Origin of the sequence: Mycobacterium sp. (genome assembly GCF_050701515.1) — a bacterium.
Lineage (GTDB): Bacteria > Actinomycetota > Actinomycetes > Mycobacteriales > Mycobacteriaceae > Mycobacterium.
Map to the genome: position 1 here is coordinate 25,451 of NZ_JBOGDB010000037.1, position 18,590 is coordinate 44,040.

General features: G+C 65.5%; 20 protein-coding genes. 17 read left to right on the forward strand and 3 right to left on the reverse strand.

The features are described 5' to 3' along the window. The first annotated feature begins 72 nt into the window (after nt 1-72). The 4 genes from ACRDU5_RS03095 to ACRDU5_RS03110 are packed head-to-tail and all read left to right on the forward strand — an operon-like array spanning nt 73 to nt 3,215. Nucleotides 73-801, forward strand: a complete 729-nt coding sequence (locus tag ACRDU5_RS03095) for an amino acid ABC transporter ATP-binding protein (protein ID WP_526612767.1) — start codon at nt 73-75, stop codon at nt 799-801. Nucleotides 802-816: 15 nt separating this feature from the next. Then, the gene (locus tag ACRDU5_RS03100; RefSeq protein WP_526612745.1) at nt 817-1,632 is read left to right on the forward strand and encodes a glutamate ABC transporter substrate-binding protein; all 816 of its coding nucleotides are present in this window, start codon (nt 817-819) and stop codon (nt 1,630-1,632) included. 24 nt (nt 1,633-1,656) lie between these two features. Continuing rightward, nucleotides 1,657-2,337: an amino acid ABC transporter permease gene (locus tag ACRDU5_RS03105; protein ID WP_526612746.1), complete on the forward strand. Its 681-nt coding sequence runs from the start codon at nt 1,657-1,659 to the stop codon at nt 2,335-2,337. Beyond that, nucleotides 2,334-3,215, forward strand: coding sequence for an amino acid ABC transporter permease (locus ACRDU5_RS03110; RefSeq protein ID WP_526612747.1), 882 nt, complete (start codon nt 2,334-2,336; stop codon nt 3,213-3,215). Before ACRDU5_RS03105 ends, ACRDU5_RS03110 begins: the two co-directional genes overlap by 4 nt. A gap of 43 nt (nt 3,216-3,258) precedes the next feature. Here the strand turns inward: ACRDU5_RS03110 and ACRDU5_RS03115 are convergent, their stop codons facing one another. From ACRDU5_RS03115 to recA, 3 genes are read right to left on the reverse strand one after another with little or no spacing between them, the layout of a single operon-like run. Continuing rightward, nucleotides 3,259-4,095 carry a TIGR03560 family F420-dependent LLM class oxidoreductase gene (locus ACRDU5_RS03115; protein WP_526612748.1) on the reverse strand — a complete coding sequence of 279 codons (837 nt, stop codon included), beginning with the start codon at nt 4,093-4,095 and terminating at the stop codon, nt 3,259-3,261. A gap of 25 nt (nt 4,096-4,120) precedes the next feature. Beyond that, nucleotides 4,121-4,654 carry a recombination regulator RecX gene (gene recX, locus ACRDU5_RS03120; RefSeq protein WP_526612749.1) on the reverse strand — a complete coding sequence of 178 codons (534 nt, stop codon included), beginning with the start codon at nt 4,652-4,654 and terminating at the stop codon, nt 4,121-4,123. Further along, a complete protein-coding gene (recA, locus tag ACRDU5_RS03125; protein WP_526612750.1) occupies nt 4,620-6,983 on the reverse strand; it encodes an intein-containing recombinase RecA in 2,364 nt (787 codons plus the stop codon). The genes recX and recA overlap by 35 nt, the downstream gene beginning before the upstream one ends. Nucleotides 6,984-7,202: 219 nt before the next feature. Between recA and ACRDU5_RS03130 the strand changes: the two genes are divergently transcribed. The 13 genes from ACRDU5_RS03130 to ACRDU5_RS03190 form a co-directional block, all read left to right on the forward strand. Next, complete coding sequence (locus ACRDU5_RS03130; protein WP_526612751.1) at nt 7,203-7,532, forward strand: hydrogenase maturation nickel metallochaperone HypA/HybF; 330 nt, start codon at nt 7,203-7,205, stop codon at nt 7,530-7,532. 2 nt (nt 7,533-7,534) lie between these two features. Continuing rightward, nucleotides 7,535-8,359, forward strand: a complete 825-nt coding sequence (gene hypB / locus ACRDU5_RS03135; protein ID WP_526612752.1) for a hydrogenase nickel incorporation protein HypB — start codon at nt 7,535-7,537, stop codon at nt 8,357-8,359. 86 nt (nt 8,360-8,445) lie between these two features. Then, entirely contained in the window at nt 8,446-9,501 is a 1,056-nt protein-coding gene (locus ACRDU5_RS03140) for an NADH-quinone oxidoreductase subunit B family protein (protein ID WP_526612753.1), read from the forward strand. Between the two features lie 93 nt (nt 9,502-9,594). Beyond that, complete coding sequence (locus ACRDU5_RS03145; RefSeq protein ID WP_526612754.1) at nt 9,595-11,391, forward strand: nickel-dependent hydrogenase large subunit; 1,797 nt, start codon at nt 9,595-9,597, stop codon at nt 11,389-11,391. A gap of 3 nt (nt 11,392-11,394) precedes the next feature. Continuing rightward, nucleotides 11,395-12,318: a NifU family protein gene (locus ACRDU5_RS03150; RefSeq protein WP_526612755.1), complete on the forward strand. Its 924-nt coding sequence runs from the start codon at nt 11,395-11,397 to the stop codon at nt 12,316-12,318. Then, nucleotides 12,315-12,950: a DUF5947 family protein gene (locus ACRDU5_RS03155; RefSeq protein WP_526612756.1), complete on the forward strand. Its 636-nt coding sequence runs from the start codon at nt 12,315-12,317 to the stop codon at nt 12,948-12,950. Before ACRDU5_RS03150 ends, ACRDU5_RS03155 begins: the two co-directional genes overlap by 4 nt. Next, complete coding sequence (locus ACRDU5_RS03160; protein WP_526612757.1) at nt 12,947-13,591, forward strand: DUF6084 family protein; 645 nt, start codon at nt 12,947-12,949, stop codon at nt 13,589-13,591. The genes ACRDU5_RS03155 and ACRDU5_RS03160 overlap by 4 nt, the downstream gene beginning before the upstream one ends. Then, complete coding sequence (locus ACRDU5_RS03165; RefSeq protein WP_526612758.1) at nt 13,588-14,916, forward strand: hypothetical protein; 1,329 nt, start codon at nt 13,588-13,590, stop codon at nt 14,914-14,916. The genes ACRDU5_RS03160 and ACRDU5_RS03165 overlap by 4 nt, the downstream gene beginning before the upstream one ends. A 2-nt stretch (nt 14,917-14,918) precedes the next feature. Continuing rightward, nucleotides 14,919-15,038 carry a DUF6893 family small protein gene (locus tag ACRDU5_RS03170; RefSeq protein WP_526612759.1) on the forward strand — a complete coding sequence of 40 codons (120 nt, stop codon included), beginning with the start codon at nt 14,919-14,921 and terminating at the stop codon, nt 15,036-15,038. After that, nucleotides 15,004-15,537: a hydrogenase maturation protease gene (locus ACRDU5_RS03175; protein WP_526612760.1), complete on the forward strand. Its 534-nt coding sequence runs from the start codon at nt 15,004-15,006 to the stop codon at nt 15,535-15,537. Before ACRDU5_RS03170 ends, ACRDU5_RS03175 begins: the two co-directional genes overlap by 35 nt. A 3-nt stretch (nt 15,538-15,540) precedes the next feature. Continuing rightward, on the forward strand, nt 15,541-15,795 hold the full coding sequence (locus ACRDU5_RS03180) for a HypC/HybG/HupF family hydrogenase formation chaperone (RefSeq protein WP_526612761.1): 255 nt from the start codon (nt 15,541-15,543) through the stop codon (nt 15,793-15,795). Continuing rightward, nucleotides 15,792-18,098: a carbamoyltransferase HypF gene (hypF, locus tag ACRDU5_RS03185; protein ID WP_526612763.1), complete on the forward strand. Its 2,307-nt coding sequence runs from the start codon at nt 15,792-15,794 to the stop codon at nt 18,096-18,098. The genes ACRDU5_RS03180 and hypF overlap by 4 nt, the downstream gene beginning before the upstream one ends. Nucleotides 18,099-18,102: 4 nt before the next feature. Then, on the forward strand, nt 18,103-18,590 hold a 488-nt coding region (locus ACRDU5_RS03190), incomplete at its 3' end, for a DUF6390 family protein (protein WP_526612764.1).

Sequence of the window (18,590 nt, forward strand, 5' to 3'; positions counted from 1 at the left end):
GTAAGGTCTGCACCCATGGGGACCAGCGGGTCGGACGTCGAGGTGGCGGATCCGGTCCAGCGAGCCGCTCCGATGATCTCGATGCAGGCGGTCAACAAGCACTTCGGCGACTTGCATGTGCTCAAGGACATCGACCTGGATGTGGAACGCGGACAGGTGATCGTCGTCCTTGGACCGTCCGGTTCGGGCAAGTCGACGTTGTGCCGGGCCATCAATCGCCTCGAGCCCATCGACTCCGGCACGATCGCGATCGACGGTGAGGTGCTGCCCGATGAAGGACGCAAACTGGCACAGCTGCGCTCCGACGTCGGCATGGTGTTTCAGTCGTTCAATCTGTTCGCGCACAAGACAATTCTGGAAAATGTCACGCTGGCGCCGATGAAGGTGCGCAAGATTTCCAAGAAAAAGGCCCGCGACAAGGCGATGGGTCTGCTGGAGCGGGTCGGTATCGCCGACCAGGCGGAAAAGTATCCGGCGCAGCTGTCCGGCGGCCAGCAGCAGCGGGTGGCGATCGCACGGTCGCTGGCGATGAACCCAAAGGTGATGTTATTCGACGAGCCGACCAGCGCGCTGGACCCCGAAATGATCAACGAGGTGCTGAACGTGATGACCGGCCTCGCTGCCGACGGGATGACCATGCTGGTGGTGACCCACGAGATGGGGTTCGCACGCGGCGCCGCCAACAGCGTCGTGTTCATGGACGGCGGGGCGATCGTCGAGTCGGCCGAGCCCTCGGAGTTCTTCACAAACCCGCAGACCGACCGTGCCAAGGACTTCCTCGGCAAGATCCTTCATCACTAGTCGAAAGGGACGACCATGCCATCTATCTCGAAGCGCGTCGCAGGAGCCGTCGCGCTTGCTATCGCGCTGCCACTGGCGGCGACCGCGTGCGGTGGTGACGGTGGCGGCGGCGACAAGATCGTGATCGGGACGAAGTTCGATCAACCCGGTCTGGGACTGAAGAACCCGGACGGGACATTGAGCGGATTCGACATCGACGTCGGCAAGTACGTCGCCAAGGAACTCGGATACAACGAGGACCAGATCGAGTGGAAGGAAGCTCCGTCGGGCCAGCGCGAGACGCTGATCCAGAACGATCAGGTCAAATACATCGTCGCCACCTACTCCATCACCGATTCCCGCAAGGAGAAGGTCGACTTCGCCGGGCCATACCTGATCACCGGGCAGAGCCTGCTGGTGCGTGCCGACAACAACGACATCACCGGCGCCGCGTCGCTGCAGAACAACAAGAAGCTGTGCTCGGTGACGGGCTCGACACCCGCGCAGCGCATCAAGGACGAATACCCCGGCGTGCAGTTGCAGCAGTACGACACCTATTCGGCGTGCGTGGAAGCGCTCAAGAACGGCGCGATCGACGCGGTGACCACCGACGAGGTCATCCTTGCCGGCTATGCCGCGCAGACTCCCGGCGCGTTCAAGCTCGTCGGCGACACGTTCTCCGAGGAGCGCTACGGCATCGGCCTGAAGAAGGGTGACACCGAGCTGTGCAACCAGATCAGCGACGCGGTCAAGAAGATGGAGGATGACGGCCAGTGGAAGGCCGCGTGGGACAAGAACCTCGGTCCCGCCGGTCTCGCTGCCCCCGCGCCGCCGGCCCTCGACCCCTGCTGAGCACGCTTCACATAGAGCCCCAACGTGGAGATCTTCACTGAGTATCGCGGTCAGATCTTCGAGGCGTTCTGGACCACGATCCAGCTGACGTTTTATTCGGCCGTCGGGGCGCTGATCGTCGGCACGGTGCTGGCCGCGATGCGGCTGGCGCCGGTGCCGATGCTCAACTGGATCGGAACGACCTATGTCAACGTGGTGCGCAATACCCCGTTGACGTTGATCATCCTGTTCTGCTCGTTCGGGTTGTCGCAGACGCTGGGAATCACGCTGGTCGACCCGGAGTCGCTGACGTCGATCGAGGACAGCAACTTCCGGTTGGCGGTGATCGGGTTGACGGTCTATACGGCGGCGTTCGTGTGTGAAACGGTGCGGTCCGGTGTCAACACGGTGCCTTTGGGTCAGGCGGAGGCGGCGCGGTCGCTGGGCTTGACGTTCAGCCAGAATCTCCGGATCATCCTGCTGCCGCAGGCTTTTCGCGCCGTCATCATTCCGCTGGGGTCAGTACTGATCGCGCTGACGAAGAACACCACCATCGCGTCGGCGATCGGTGTCGCGGAGGCCGCGCTGTTGATGAAGGAGATGATCGAGAACACCGCGGCGCTGATGGTAATTGGAACAATCTTCGCGGTCGGGTTCGTCATCCTGACGCTGCCGACGGGACTGTTCTTCGGCTGGCTGGGTAAACGGTTGGCGGTGGCGCGGTGAGTAACGCATCGGTCCTCTTCGACGCGCCTGGACCGCGGGCGCAGGTACGCAACCGGTTGATCACCGCGATCACCCTGGTACTCACCGTGCTGGTGATCTGGGTGGTCTACGCACGGCTGGAGGCCAAGGGCCAACTCGACGCCGCGAAGTGGAAGCCATTCCTGACGTCAAACCTGTGGACGACCTACATCCTGCCCGGCGTGCAGGGCACGCTGACCGCCGCGGCGGTGTCGATCGTGTTGGCGCTCGTACTCGGCTTCGTTCTCGGCGTCGGCCGCCTGTCCACGCACACCGCGATGCGGTGGGTGTGCTCGGTCGTCGTGGAGTTCTTCCGCGCCGTGCCGGTGCTGATCATGATGATCTTCGCGTACTTTCTCTACGCGCTCTACGACGTCTTTCCGTCGAAGCATCTGGCGTTGGCGGGTGTCATCACGGGGCTGACGCTATACAACGGCGCGGTGATCGCCGAAATCGTTCGCGCGGGTGTCAACGCGCTGCCCCGCGGGCAGGCGGAGGCCGCGTCCTCCCTGGGGTTGTCGTGGGGACAGACGATGCGGTCGATCCTGTTGCCGCAGGCGATCACGTCGATGTTGCCGGTGCTGATATCGCAGCTGGTGGTCGTCCTCAAGGACACCGCGATCGGCTACCAGATCACCTTCGTCGAGATGGTGCGCCAGGGCACCGTCGTCGGATCGTCGTACGGGAACTACATCCCCGCGTTGATCGTGATTGCGGTGCTGATGATCAGCGTCAACTTTGTATTGTCGGAGTTCGCTATTTGGCTCGAAGGCCGGATGCGGCGTTCACGTCGGGCGCCGACGCCGTTGGCAGCCGAAGCCATCGAGCAGGAGGGGGCGCCGGGCGCCAAGGTGCAGTAGGCGGCACCGAGCGGCCAGGCCCGCACCCGCTGGCCCGGCGGCGTTACCGGTCGTTGGCCAGCTCGGCGCAACGTCCCAGCTGTTGTGCGGTGGGTGGTTGATAGAACGACAACACAGCATGTTGGCAGCCCAGGGCTTGCAGCTGCGGGAGGCCAGCCAGCTGCTCGTCGATCTGCCCGCCCTGAGCGGGGTGCAGGAACAGTTGCACGGAGCGCCGGATCTCGGCCGGGTCCCGCCCGACCTCTCGGCATGCTTCGTCCAGACGGGCGCTGACCGCAGCCCAATCCTTCGCATCGCCGCCGGACATTGGCACGTTCCACTCGTCGGCATGGCGGGCGACGACGCGCAACATCTTGGGCTGTTCGCCGCCGACGACGATCGGCGGGTGCGGTTTCTGCAGCGGCTTCGGTTCGGCCAGCGCCTCGCGGACGGCGTAGAAGCGGCCGTCGAAGGTGACCGACTCGTCCGTCCACAGCCGGCGGATGATCGTCAATGCCTCGTCCAGCATCGCCACCCGCGTCCCCGGGCTGGGAAAGTCGAGGCCGTAGCCGAGGTGTTCGGCTTCGTGCCAGCCGGCACCGATCCCGAAATCGAGGCGCCCACCGCTGATGTGGTCGACCGTCACCGCCATCTTGGCGAGCATCGCCGGGTTGCGGTAAGTCACGCTGGTGACCATGCAGCCGACCCGCGCCGTCCGCACGCTGACCGCCATGGCGGCCAGCGACGTCCAGCCCTCGAAGGTCGCGGCCGCGTGGTCGGTCAGACCGTAGAAGTGGTCGTAGTTCGACACCGAGTGGAATCCAAGCTCGTCGGCGTTGCGCCAGAACTCCTGCAGCACCGGGAAGGCGAATGTCGGGGCGAGTTTGGCCGAGAGCAGCATGGCCGCAACCTACCCTGCGTCCTTGTCAGACCGAACGCCGTTCCCGCTCGTTGGCGAGCTCGACGGTCACCACGTCAAGTGCCATCGACTGGCTGTAGCCGCGTCGGGCCAGCATGCCGACCAGCCTGCGCATCACCCTCTGGTCGTCGCCTTCGCCGAGGCGTTCGCGCCGCAACTTGTCCCGGGCCAATTGCTCGGCCCGCTCCCGCTCCGCGCCGGCGTCAATGCCGGCCAGTGCGGCGGTGATCACCTCGTTGTCCACGCCTTTGGTGCGTAGCTCGGCGGCCAACGCGCGCTTGCCTTTTCCGGCGTTCACCCGTCGCGACCGCACCCACTGCTCGGCGAAGCCGGCGTCATCGATCAGGCCCACGGTGGTCAACCGATCGAGCACCCGGGCGCTGACGTCGTCGGGATAGCCCCGCTTGGTCAGCCGCCCGTCCAGTTCGGCCCGGGTGCGCGCCCGCGCGGTGAGCAGGCGCAGGCACAATGCCCGCGCCTGCTCCTCGCGGGAGAGCTCAGCGGATTTAGAAGTCGACGGGGGCGGGCAGGACTTCGTCATCGGCCAAGTCAGCGGTCACCACGGCACCAATGCCGAGCTTTTCCTTGATCTTCTTTTCGATCTCGTTGGCCACGTCGACGTTCTCCAGCAGGAAGGTCCGCGCGTTCTCCTTGCCCTGGCCCAGCTGCTCGCCGTCGTAGGTGAACCACGAACCGGACTTGCGGACGAAACCCTGTTCGATACCCATGTCGATGAGCGAACCCTCCTTGCTGATGCCCTTGCCATACAGGATGTCGAACTCGGCTTGTTTGAACGGTGGCGAGCAGTTGTGCACGACAACCCCTTCCGCGACCATGTTGTGCAGTTCCTCGACCTCGAGGTCGAATGTCCGAACGCGCCGCGCTGGCAGTACTTCTCGGATCACGGAGTAGCGGAGTTCTTCCGCCAGCACATCATGCAGGAACTTGTCATCCAAGGCATCCGCGAGCGCCTGGACGCGATCCCGACGGAGACGGCCTGTACCGAGGACTTGCTTCATTCCGCCACGAGGGTCTCCGGCACCTGCACCGATCATGGCGGCGGCCTCGTGCGCGGTCACGCCACGCTCGTCGAGGTAATTCAGCACGGCATTAACCATCTCCGCCGCCAGATATGTCGCCTGCGATCCGCGCCGCCGCCCCTGCATGGCTTCTGGAATCGCCTGGACAAGTGCGACACCGCGTGGCCCCCACATGGGAACTGCTTGTGCGAATGCGGTGACGTTGTCCATGCCCGAAATCCGGACCTCGAACACTTGACGCTTGCTCTGGACCCGGCGACCGTTGACGATACTCGGCCGCTTCCGGGTCGGATCGTAATCTCGAACGGTGCTCACGATGCCGAACCGCAGTAGCAGCCAATGGATCTGGTGTGCGAGCTGTTCAGAGGTCGTCGTGTAACCGATCCGAAGCGCCCCAGTCTGTTCCCGGCTCACCCAGCCGTCGCTCTCAAACAGGCCGAAGAGCAGATTGCCGACTACATCGGCTGCGATATCTGGCTCGAAGAACCAGTTCGGAATCGTCTTCTCCCACGCGAGCTTGCCGTGGATACCGGCCCGCCGACAAAGGTCCAGGACACCGTTGCGCTCGCCGGGTCGATGCGTGATCGCAAGTGAGATACGACCCTGCGGATGGGCGGCACAACCAAGCGTCGCAGCGATTCGCGTCACGTCATCCATGAGTGCCGGCTGAACATTGATGAAGTTGATCGGAGTCTTACCCCCTACGTAGCCATCCCCGATCAGATAGCCAAGCAGCCGTGCCTGCTCCGCCGAAATCGGCGCACCCTTACCGAATCCATCGAAGCGCCGCGGTTGCGCCACCCGGTCTCCCTTGCGGAGATTCCCGGCCTGACGCCAGCCGTATTCCGTCAGCACCTTGTGATCGGGTGTCGCCCACACGGTTGCGCCACCGGCAACCCGCAATCCGATCACATCCTGGATGCCCTGGTCGAACCAGGACACCACGCGCCGTGCCTGCAGCGTTCCGTCCTTGGCCGCGGCCACGACATGAATTTGCTTCCGCCCATCGACAACATCCTCAATGCGATGCGTTGTACCGGTGACCGGATCGAAGATCAGAGTGCCCTCTGCGAGGCACTTGTTTTTCACGACCTTGACCCGGGTGCGGTTGCCGACGGCGTCGGTGCCGTCCTTAAGGGTCTCAATTCGCCTGACATCCAGGCGAACTGAGGAGTAGAACTTCAAAGCCTTTCCACCCGTCGTCGTTTCAGGACTTCCGAAGAAAACCCCAATCTTTTCCCGCAACTGGTTGATGAAGATCGCGGTGGTGCCCGAATTACTCAGTGCGCCAGTTATTTTCCGCAACGCCTGGCTCATCAGCCGGGCCTGCAGGCCGACGTGGCTGTCCCCCATCTCGCCTTCGATCTCCGCCCGTGGCACCAGCGCCGCGACTGAGTCGATGACCAGGATGTCGAGCGCGCCGGACCGGATCAGCATGTCGGCGATCTCCAGCGCCTGCTCACCGGTATCGGGCTGGCTCACCAGCAGTGAGTCGGTGTCCACACCGAGCTTCTTGGCGTACTCCGGATCCAGCGCGTGCTCGGCGTCGATGAACGCCGCGATGCCACCTGCGGCCTGGGCGTTGGCGACCGCATGCAGCGCGACGGTGGTCTTACCCGAGGACTCCGGGCCGTAGATCTCGACCACCCGGCCCCGCGGCAGCCCGCCGAGGCCAAGCGCCACGTCCAGGGCGATCGACCCGGTCGGAATGACCGAGATCGGCTGACGCACCTCATCGCCGAGCCGCATCACCGAGCCCTTGCCGTGATTCTTCTCGATCTGCGCGAGGGCCAGCTCGAGGGCTTTCTCGCGATCAGGGGCCTGCGTCATGGGTGGTCTCCCGTCCTCGTGGTGTTCGGTGATCGGTTATCGATCAGTTGGCCGTGACGCTAGAGGCCGCCACCGACAAGTCGGCCTGACCAGCATCTAGCCGTCGAACACTGCCCACAGTAGACGAACATCTGTTCGACTCAAGCTGACACGCCGATCACTCGCGAGATGAGGGAATCGCGGCCTATGGTGGGGTTACCAGCCCCAGAGCGGACACACATGCACGAAATGGCGATAACGCAAAGTGTTGTCGACGCGGTGTGTGAGCATGCCGCGGGTCGCCGTGTGCACAGCGTCAAACTCGAGGTCGGAGCGCTGTGCGCCGTCGTGCCCGACTCCATGCAGTTCTGTTTCGAGCTGGCCGCCCAGGGCACGGCGGCCGACGGCGCCCTCCTCGATCTCAACGTGCAGCCCGGCGCGGCCCGCTGCCGCACCTGTCAACGGCAGTTCGAACTGGCCGACTTGATCCTGCTGTGCCCGTGCGGGAGCGCCGACGTCGAAGTGATGGCCGGCCGCGACCTGCGGATCCTCTCGATGGAAGTGAGCTAACCATGTGCGCAACATGCGGCTGCGGCGACGACGGTGCCGTCATCACCGTGGCCGGCCACGAGCACGGCCACAGCCATGACCACGAGCACGACCACCATCACGACAGCCACAGCCACACCCACACCCAGACCATCTCGCTGGAGCAGAAGGTCCTGGAGAAGAACGATCTGCTCGCCGAGCAGAACCGGCAATGGCTCGCCGCCCGCGGCATCCTCGCACTCAACATCACCAGCTCACCGGGCGCCGGCAAGACGACGCTTCTCGAGCGCACCATCCGCGAGCTGACACCCGGCCGGCCGGTAGCCGTCATCGAGGGCGATCAGGAGACGTTGCTGGACGCCGAGCGAATCCGAGCGGCCGGCGCGCGGGCGGTGCAGGTCAACACCGGAGCGGGTTGCCATCTCGACGCCGACATGGTGCACCGCGCACTGCACGCGCTCGACCCGGCTGCCGAGTCGTTGCTGTTCATCGAGAACGTCGGCAATCTGGTGTGCCCGGCGCTGTTCGACCTCGGCGAGCACAGCAAAGTCGTCGTCATCTCGGTAACCGAGGGTACGGACAAGCCGCTGAAGTACCCGCACATGTTTGCCGCGGCCGGACTCGTCATCGTCAACAAGATCGATCTGCTGCCGTACGTGGACTTTGATCTTGATTTATGCACAGGTTTTGCCCGGTCGGTCAACCCGGATGTGAAGGTTTTGCCAATGTCTGCGACGACCGGAGAAGGTGTGCGGGCATGGCACGACTGGATCGGCTCGCAGCGCGGCGGTTGGGCAAACGACGCGATGTCCCGACGATCCGTTGACAAGACATACTCCGGGGAGTAGACCCAGAATCAGTGCTCTAGCACTGGGCACAACGTCCGAGTGACGCCCTTGGGACCCCCAGCCCGGGTCCCGGAAAGCTGTGACATATGCCAACTGAGGCAGCAGTCAAAGCGGAAGAAGCCTTGATTCACGTTCTGTGGATCAACGCGGGCCTGAGCTGTGACGGTGACTCTGTGGCGCTGACTGCCGCCACCCAACCCAGCATCGAGGAAATCGCGCTCGGCGCGCTCCCCGGTCTGCCCAAGATCGCCGTGCACTGGCCCCTGATCGATTTCGAATGCGGACCAAACGGGGGTGCCGATGACTTCCTCGAATGGTTCTTCAAGGCCGAGCGGGGCGAGTTGGACCCGTTCGTACTGGTCGTCGAGGGGTCGATCCCGAATGAGCAGCTCAAGGACGAAGGCTACTGGTGCGGGTTCGGCAACAACCCGGATACCGGGCAGCCGATGACGACGAGCGAATGGCTCGACCGGCTCGCGCCCAAGGCCACCGCGATCGTCGCGGTCGGAACCTGCGCGACCTATGGCGGCATCCACGCAATGGCGGGCAACCCGACCGGAGCCATGGGTGTGCCCGACTATCTGGGGTGGGACTGGAAGAGCGGCGCAGGGATTCCGATCGTCTGCGTGCCCGGCTGCCCGATCCATCCGGACAATCTGGCCGAGACGCTGACCTATCTGCTCTACATGGCCACCGAGCAGGCGCCGATGATTCCGCTCGATGAAGCACTGCGTCCCAAGTGGCTGTTCGGGGCGACCGTGCACGAGGGTTGTGACCGGGCCGGCTATTACGAACAAGGTGACTTCGCGACCGAGTACGGATCGCCGAAATGCATTGTGAAACTGGGCTGTTGGGGTCCAGTCGTCAAATGCAACGTACCGAAACGCGGTTGGATCAACGGCATCGGCGGCTGCCCGAACGTCGGCGGCATCTGCATCGGCTGCACGATGCCGGGCTTCCCGGACAAGTTCATGCCGTTCATGGATGAGCCGCCGGGCGGCAAGGTGTCCACGACGGGTTCGAGGATCTACGGCGGGTTGATCCGCAGTTTGCGCGGGATCACTAACAACACCCTGGACAAAGAACCGAAGTGGCGGCACCCCGGCACCAAACTCACCACCGGAGCGACTCGCACCTGGTAGGTGCGGGTTCCCTTCGGCGCGCACGGCGGGCGATGTCCCGGATTGGCGAAAGCCCTGTGACGCGGTGGACCACACACAGAGAGAGAAAATTCGATGACAACGATCATCCCCGAGCCGTCCCAAGCTAAGCGCGACCCCGGCCAACTGGTGGAGATGGCCTGGGATCCCATCACCCGGATAGTGGGCAGCCTCGGCATCTACACCAAGATCGACTTCGACAACAAAGAAGTGGTGGAATGCCACAGCACGTCGTCGATCTTCCGCGGCTACTCGATATTCATGAAGGGCAAGGATCCCCGCGACGCGCACTTCATCACCAGCCGCATCTGCGGGATCTGCGGTGACAACCACTGCACGTGTTCGGTCTACACCCAGAACATGGCCTACGGCGTGCAGCCGCCGCACCTGGCCGAGTGGATCATCAACCTCGGCGAGGCCGCGGAATACATGTTCGACCACAACATCTTTCAGGAGAACCTGGTCGGGGTCGATTTCTGCGAGAAGATGGTGTCGGAGACCAACCCGGGTGTGCTGGCCAAGGCGGAGAACACTCAGGCTCCGCATGCCGATATGCATGGCTACCGGACCATTGCCGACATCATGCGTGCGCTGAATCCGTTCACGGGTGAGTTCTACCGGGAGGCGCTACAGGTCAGCCGGTGGACGCGGGAGATGTTCTGCCTGATGGAGGGCCGACATGTGCATCCGTCCACGTTGTACCCGGGCGGCGTCGGCACCACGGCGACCATTCAGTTGATGACCGACTACATGACCCGGCTGATGCGCTACGTCGAGTTCATGAAGTCGGTCGTGCCGATGCACGACGACCTGTTCGACTTCTTCTACGAGGCGCTGCCCGGCTACGACAAGGTCGGTTTGCGCCGCACGCTGCTGGGCTGCTGGGGCTCGTTCCAGGACCCCGAGGTCTGCAACTTCGAGTACAAGGATATGGAGAAGTGGGGCAACGCCATGTTCGTCACGCCCGGCGTGGTGATCGACGGCAAGCTGCACACCCATTCCCTGGTGGACATCAATCTCGGCCTGCGGATCCTGTTGGGCAGTTCGTATTACGACGACTGGACCGACCAGGAGATGTTTGTCAAGACCGATCCTCTGGGCAATCCGGTGGACCGGCGGCATCCGTGGAACCAGCACACCAACCCGCATCCGCAGAAGCGCGACTTGGAAGACAAGTACACCTGGGTGATGTCGCCGCGTTGGTTCGACGGCACGGACCACCTGGCGCTGGACACCGGCGGCGGGCCGCTGGCCCGGCTGTGGGCGACGGCGCTGGCCGGTCTGGTCGACATCGGCTACGTGAAGTCCACCGGCAACAGCGTTCAGATCAATCTGCCGAAGACCGCCCTGAAGGGTCCGGTGGAGCTCGAGTGGAAGATCCCGCAGCACGGCAGCAATACGATCGAACGCGACCGCGCCCGGACCTACTTCCAGGCCTATGCCGCCGCGTGCGCGCTGCACTTCGCGGAGAAGGCTTTGACCGAGATCCGCGCCGGCCGCACCAAGACGTGGGAGAAGTTCGAGGTGCCCGACGAGGGCATCGGCTGCGGCTTCACCGAGGCGGTGCGCGGCGTGCTGAGCCACCACATGGTGATCCGGGACGGCAAGATCGCCAACTACCACCCGTATCCGCCGACGCCATGGAACGCCAGCCCACGCGACAGCTACGGCACGCCAGGCCCCTACGAGGATGCGGTGCAAGGCCAACCGATCTTCGAGGAGAACGACCGGGAGCACTTCAAGGGCATCGACATCATGCGCACGGTGCGCAGTTTCGACCCGTGTCTGCCGTGCGGCGTGCACATGTACTTGGGTGAAGGGAAGACCCTGGAACGGCTGCACTCCCCGACCCAATCCGTGACCGGGGAATAGCCTATGGCCCATCGCCCGGAGGAATTAGAAGACGACGCGCAGTGGCGCACGGCGGGCGATCGGATACAGACCCTCCTCGACGCCAGCGCAGCGGGTGGCGCCGTCGCGCACGAGCGCGCGGAGCAGTTGGTCCGTGAGGTAACCGACCTCTACGGCGCCGGCCTCGAGCGGATGATGGCCCTGGCGGTCGCGGCCAACCCCGACCTCGCGGAGGCGTTCGCCGCCGATGACCTCGTCGCCAGCCTGCTGCTGGTGCACGGCATGCATCCGCACCACGTCGAGCGGCGGGTCGAAGATGCGCTGGAGAGCGTCCGGCCGTATCTCGGTTCCCACGGCGGCGACGTGCACCTGCTCGAGGTCGACGGCGAGGTCGTTCGCCTGCAGTTCGCGGGAAGCTGCAAGAGCTGCCCGTCGTCATCGGTCACCCTCGAGCTGGCGGTCGAGGACGCGGTGCGGGCCGCCGCGCCGGAGATATCCTCCATCGAAGTGGTGGCCGCGGAATCGGAGTCCACGCCGGCCGTCATCCCGGCGGATTCCCTGATGACCCGCGTCCGCACGCAACCGCAGGGTCACGTGTGGCACCCGGTGCCCGACGTCGCCGATCTGGCCCCGGGCGAGGTCGGCGGGTTCGCGGTGGCGGGCACCACGGTGCTGGCCTGCCGGGTGGGTGACCAGCTGTTTGCCTATCAGGACCGCTGCGGCAGCTGCGGTGAGTCGCTCGCCGGGGCGATGCTGCACCGCCGCTTGGGATCCAGCAGCAGCGATGCCGTCCTGCGGTGCCCGCGTTGCCACGCCCACTTCGATGTCGTGCACGCGGGCGCATGTGTCGACGGCAACGGCCAAACCGGTGCACATCTCGAGCCGATCCCGCTGTTGGAACGCGACGGCGTGCTTTCGCTGGCGGTCGCCGAGGCGGTGGCGTCATGAGTACGGATGCGTTCGACGTGCTGGCCCGCATCCGCGCAAATCGCGGCCCGGCGGTTCAGGCCGGCGAACGCTGCGAGATGTGCGCCGAGTCCATCGCCGACGAGCACCAGCACGTCGTGAATGTCGAAGGCCGACAGCTGATGTGCGTCTGCCGCGGCTGCTACCTCTTGTTCACCGACACCCATGCCGAGCTGCGTATCCGGGCGGTGCCCGACCGCTACCTGTCCTTCCCGGAGTTCGCGCTCGGCCGCCGGGAATGGCAGCTCCTGCAGATTCCGGTCGGGTTGGCGTTCTTCTTCCGCAACTCGTCGCTGGACCGCACGGTGGCGTTCTATCCGGGTCCGGCGGGCGCGACGGAATCCGAACTGGATCTGTCCGCCTGGAACGGCATTCGGGCGTCCGACCCGCGGGTGGACATGCTCGCCGACGACACCGAAGCACTGATCGTGCGGGTACCCGAAGACGAACAACAACCGCCCGAGTGCTATCTGGTTCCGATCGACGCCTGCTACGAGTTTGTCGGGCGGCTCCGACTGCTCTGGCATGGCTTCGACGGCGGTCAGGAGGTGCGTGAGTTCATTGACGAATTCTTCGAGCATGTCGCCACCCGCGGCAAGGTGGTGCAGCCGTGACCGAGGTGACGTTTGCGGTGCTCGACGTTTCGCCGGAACAATACGCGGTGACGCCGGTGCTGACCGCGCGGGTCGGCATCGCGGCGGACGGGGACGACCCGGTGCACGCCATCGCGCTGCGGTGCCAGGTCCGTATCGAACCCCTGCGCCGCGGTTACAGCGACGAGGAAGCCGCCGGACTGCTCGATCTGTTCGGACCCCGCGAACGCTGGAGCACCACCCAACACAATTTCCTCTGGCTGCACAGCACCGCGATGGTGCAGGGGTTCACCGGCACGACCCAGGTCGATCTGCCGCTGGAGTGCACGTATGACTTCGAGGTGACGGCGGCCAAGTATTTCCATGCGCTCCGCGACGGGACGATCCCATTGCAATTCCTCTTCAGTGGAACAGTTTTCACCAAGGGCCAGGGAAATTTCTCGGTGCAGCAGGTGCCGTGGGATCGCGAAGACCACTACGACTTGCCGGTTTCGGCTTGGCGCGATCTCATCCAGCTGCATTATCCGAACACCGGCTGGGTGCGATTGAACCGCGACACTCTCGACGCGCTGGCGGCGTTCAAGTCGGCGCGGGGTCTACTCGGGTACGACGACGCCATCACCTCGCTGTTGGCCGGGCACACCGCGCAGGAGATCCGATGAGCGGCAACTGGGACCGGGTCCGCACCATCGCCGACGCGGTGCTCTACGAGGGCTACCTGCTCTACCCGTACCGGGCGAACTCACGCAAGAATCAATCCCGCTGGCAGTTCGGCGTTCTTGGTCCGGCCAGTGCGGCTGAGCGGGGAATCGGCGAGGGCGACACGCTCTCCGCCCAAATGCTTCTCGACCCGGGCCCCGAGGTTTCGCTGACCATCGTGGTGCGGTTCCTGCAGCTGCAGCGCCGGACCGCCGAACGCGATCAGGGCGGCGACTTCACTCCGGTCGAGGAGCTGGTGGCGGGAACCCAATCCTGGCTCAGCTGGGACGAGGCCGTGGAGTGTGAACAGTCATTCGGACCGTTTAGCGAATCCGAACTCGCTGCGCCCCAGACACTTCCGATCACGGTCGCCGCGGGCACCGACATCGAAACCGTCGACGGTGGCCGGCTGGTGCGCAGCCGGCGCGAACTGCACGGCGAGCTGACTCTGGCCGCCGAAGCCGACCACGGGTTGCTGCGAATCAGCCTCACGGCGCGCAACACCGGTGCCCCCGCGATCGACAAGAACGACGCCATCGCCACGTCGCTGATCGGAACCCACCTGATCGCCAGCGTCGGCGACGGCCAATTCATATCGCTGCTCGAACCACCGGAGTCGCTCGTCGACGCCGTCACCGGCTGCCGCCAGCACCGCTGCTTCCCGGTGCTGGCCGGACCGCCCGGCGACCATGCCCTGGTGTTGGTATCGCCGATCATCCTGTATGACCATCCCGAGATCGCCGAGCAGAGCGAGGGCGCCCTCTTCGACTCCACCGAGATCGACGAGATCCTCACGTTGCGGGTGATGACAATGACCGCCGAGGAGAAGGCACAGGCGCGCGCCACCGACCCGCGGGCCGCCCAGATCATCGACCGATGCGACTCGATGTCGCCCGAAGCCATGTTGAGTCTCCACGGGGTGCTGCGCAACCCGCACGCCGCGTCGAATGATCCGACGCTGATTCCCGAGGTTCCCGACGGTGTGGAATGGTGGGATCCGTTGGCCGACAATGCTGTACGCCCAGATATCGACGCAGTCCTGGTGAACGGTACTCGGGTGGCCCGCGGCAGCCGGGTCCGGCTGCGGCCGTCACGGCGAGCCGATGCGCAGGATCTGTTCTTCGCAGACAGGATTGCGCGCGTGACCTCGGTGCACGAGGACGTCGATGGGGACCAGCACGTCGGCGTGGTGCTCGAGGATGACCCCGCCGCCGACCTGCACGATTGGTACGGCCGCTACCTGTATTTCGCACCAGATGAAGTCGAACCACTCGTTGAAAGGAGTTAGAGATGGAAGCAGTGGGTTGGGTGGCCATAGGGATCGCGGCGATTGTCGTCCTCGGCGGAGCGGTTGTCGGGTTGCGGTCCATCCCGGATGCCCGGCGTTATCTCAAGATCCGGCGCATGTAGTGCTTGGCGAGGTGCGATCACGTTCCAGATCCTGATTGCCGGCATCGGCAACATCTTCCTCGGCGACGACGGTTTCGGACCCGAGGTGATGCGCCACGTCCCCGAACACGTCGCCGGCCCGCGAGTTCGGGTGGTGGACTACGGAATCCGAGGCGTGCACCTGGCCTACGACCTGTTGGACGGGTGCGAGGCGCTGGTGCTCGTCGACGCGCTGCCCAACCGCGGGTCGCCGGGTACCCTGCACGTCTTCGAGGCCGACCACGAAACCCTCTCGGCGGGTGTCGGTCTGGACGCCCACGCGATGGACCCCGCCGCGGTATTCGCCAGCCTGGCGGCGCTCGGCGGCACACCGCCGTACACCATCGTGATCGGTTGCGAGGTCGAGAACGTCGACGAGGGCATCGGCCTGTCCGAGGCGGTCGCGGCCGCCGTCCCCGACTCCGTCCGGGCGATCGACGACGTGCTGGCGCGGCTGCTGACAAGACCGGCGGTGGGCTGAGCCATGTGTCTCGGAATCCCCGGTCAGGTCGTCGGAATGCTGGAGGGCTACGGCGGCCAGCTCGCGCTGGTCGACGTGCAGGGCGAGCAGCGCAAGGTGAATGTCGGCATGTTGCCCGACGAGACATTCGCTCCGGGCGACTGGGTGATCATCCACATGGGCTTCGTCGTCGAGAAGACCGACAAGGCCGGCGCGGACGAAGCAATGGCCGGCCTGGAACTCATGGGCCGCGGCCGCGACCCAGAGGCATCGCCATGACCGCGCGCCGCCGGTTGCGCGTCTGCGTGCGGGGCGTCGTGCAGGGTGTCGGCTTCCGGCCGTTCGTCTACACGACGGCGGCCGCGCTCGGCCTGTCCGGCTCCGTTCGCAACGACAGCTCCGGTGCGATCGTCGAAGTCGAGGGTGACGCCGCGGATCTCGACGACTTTCTGGCTCGGCTGCGCGACCGGCCCCCGCCGTTGGCCATCGTCGAATCGATTGAAACACAAACGATCCCGGTCGTCGGCGGCACCGGCTTCACGATCGCCGACACGTCTCGTTCGGACGGCGGCCGCACGCTGGCCTCCCCCGATGTCGCGATGTGTGCCGACTGCGCGGCGGAACAGCGCGACCCGGCCGACCGGCGTTACCGGCATGCCTTCGTCAACTGCACCAACTGCGGCCCGCGCTTCACCATCATCGCCTCGCTGCCGTACGACCGCGCCTCGACCACCATGGCCGGCTTCCCGATGTGCGCCGACTGCGAGCGCGAATACCACGATCCCGGCGACCGGCGCTTCCACGCCCAGCCGGTCTGCTGCCCGAACTGCGGTCCGACGCTTCGCTACCGGACAGCCGACGGTAGCGTCGCCGAGGACGCGCTGCGCCAGGCCCGACAGCTGCTGCGCGACGGCGGAGTGCTGGCGGTCAAGGGCATCGGGGGATACCACCTGGCCTGCGACGCCGCCGACGAACAAGCGGTCGCCGAACTTCGCAGCCGAAAACGCCGCGGGGACAAGCCGTTCGCCGTGATGGTGCCCAACCTGGCGACAGCCCACCGCATCGCCGTCGTCGACGAGCAGTCGGCCCGCGTGCTATCTGGTCCGCAGCGCCCGATCGTCCTCGTACCGCGGCTGGCCGGCGCGCACGTCGCCGACTCGGTCGCGCCGCACAACCCCGATCTCGGCGTCATGGTCGCCTACACGCCACTGCACGCCCTGTTGTTCGGGCTGCCCGGCGACGAGCCAGGACCGCCCGCACTGGTGATGACCTCCGGCAACCTCGGTGGGGAGCCGATCTGCTACACCGACGACGATGCGCTGGACCGGCTTTCGCACCTCGCCGACGGCTGGCTGATGCACGACCGGGCCATTCTGGTGCCGTGCGACGACTCCGTCGTGCGGGTTGTCGACGGCGGCGGTGCCGCCAATCGAGACGGGGTGGAGTTACCGATCCGGCGATCCCGCGGCTACGCGCCGCTGCCGGTGGCACTGCCGGTGTCGGTGCCGCCGACGCTGGCCGTCGGCGCCGACCTGAAGAACACCCTGGCCGTCGCCGAACGCAAATACGCGTGGTTGAGCCAGCACATCGGCGACATGGACGACCTGGCGACGTTGGCCGCATTCGGATCCGCGGAGCGGCACCTGGAGGCGTTGACCGGCGTCGCCCCGGAAATCCTTGTCGCGGACTCACATCCGGGCTATCGCTCCACCGCATGGGCGGAGCGCAATGCTGGCCGGCGGCCCGTTCGATTGGTGCAGCACCATCACGCCCACATTGCGGCGGTGATGGCCGAGCACGGATTGGACGGTTCCCAGCGGGTCCTGGGCTTCGCCTTCGACGGCACCGGTTACGGGCCGGACAAGGCGATTTGGGGCGGCGAGGTGCTGCTGGCCGACTACAAGGGTTACCAGCGGCTGGCCCATTTGAAATACGTGCCGTTGGCCGGCGGTGACATCAGCGTGCTGCGGCCCTACCGGATGGCACTTTCGCACTTGTGGGCCGCCGGCCTGCCGTGGGACGCCGACCTGCCGCCGGTGCGGGCGTGCCCGACCGAGGAACGTCGCGCACTACAACATCAGCTCGACACCGGGCTGGGCTGTGCCCCGACGTCCAGCATGGGCCGGCTCTTCGATGCGGTGTCCGCCCTGGTCGACATCCGGCAGGTGGTGGCATACGAAGCCCAGGCGGCCATCGAGCTGGAGGGCCTCTCGCGCGACGCCGACTGCGGCGCTACGGGCTATTCGTTCGGTGTCGATACCGGCCGGTTCCCGGCGGTCATCGACCCCGGACCCGTGCTCGCCGCGATCGTCGACGACCAGCGCGCCGCCACGCCGGCGGGCGTGATCGGCGCGAGGTTCCACCGCGCGGTCGCCGAACTGATCGTCGAGCTTGCCGCGATGGAGGAGCCGGCGAACCAAACGGTCGCATTGTCCGGCGGGGTGTTCCAGAACGCGCTGCTGCTGCGGCTGGTGCTGGACAGGCTGCGGGCCAAGGGTTTTCAGGTGATCACCCATCGTCACGTGCCGCCGAACGACGGTGGCGTCGCGCTGGGTCAGCTGTTGGTCGGGACATCGGGGTAGCACGATGACCGCATTGCACGAACAGAAACTCCCGGCGGGACACGCGTTGTTCGCGCGCTACGCATTCCCGCCCAACGAGCTCGGCTACTGCGGTCCCGCCGACGCCGACGTGCTGCTCCGCGGTGACAACCCGGAGGAAGTCGCCCATCATGCCAGGGCGTTCGACGGCGCCTGGCCGTATCTGCGGGCCATCGCCGACGCGGCCGACGAACCGGATGCGCTTGACGAGAAAGTCGTCGGCAGCTACTGGGTCGGCGGAGAGCTACTGGATCGGGTGGGTCCCGCGGCCCTACTGGAGCAGCTGCGCGGTGCATTCAAAGGCCAGGCCGCCGGAATGCTCTTCGACCTGGCCCGGCCGCACGGCGCACTGGCCCACCACAGCTTTCACGTGTTCGTGGTCTACCCCTGGGTGCGATTCCTCGACCGCGATGCCGCGACCGCGCTACGGGTACTGCAGGACTGCCGGATACGTTGGGGGACGGTCGAATCCGT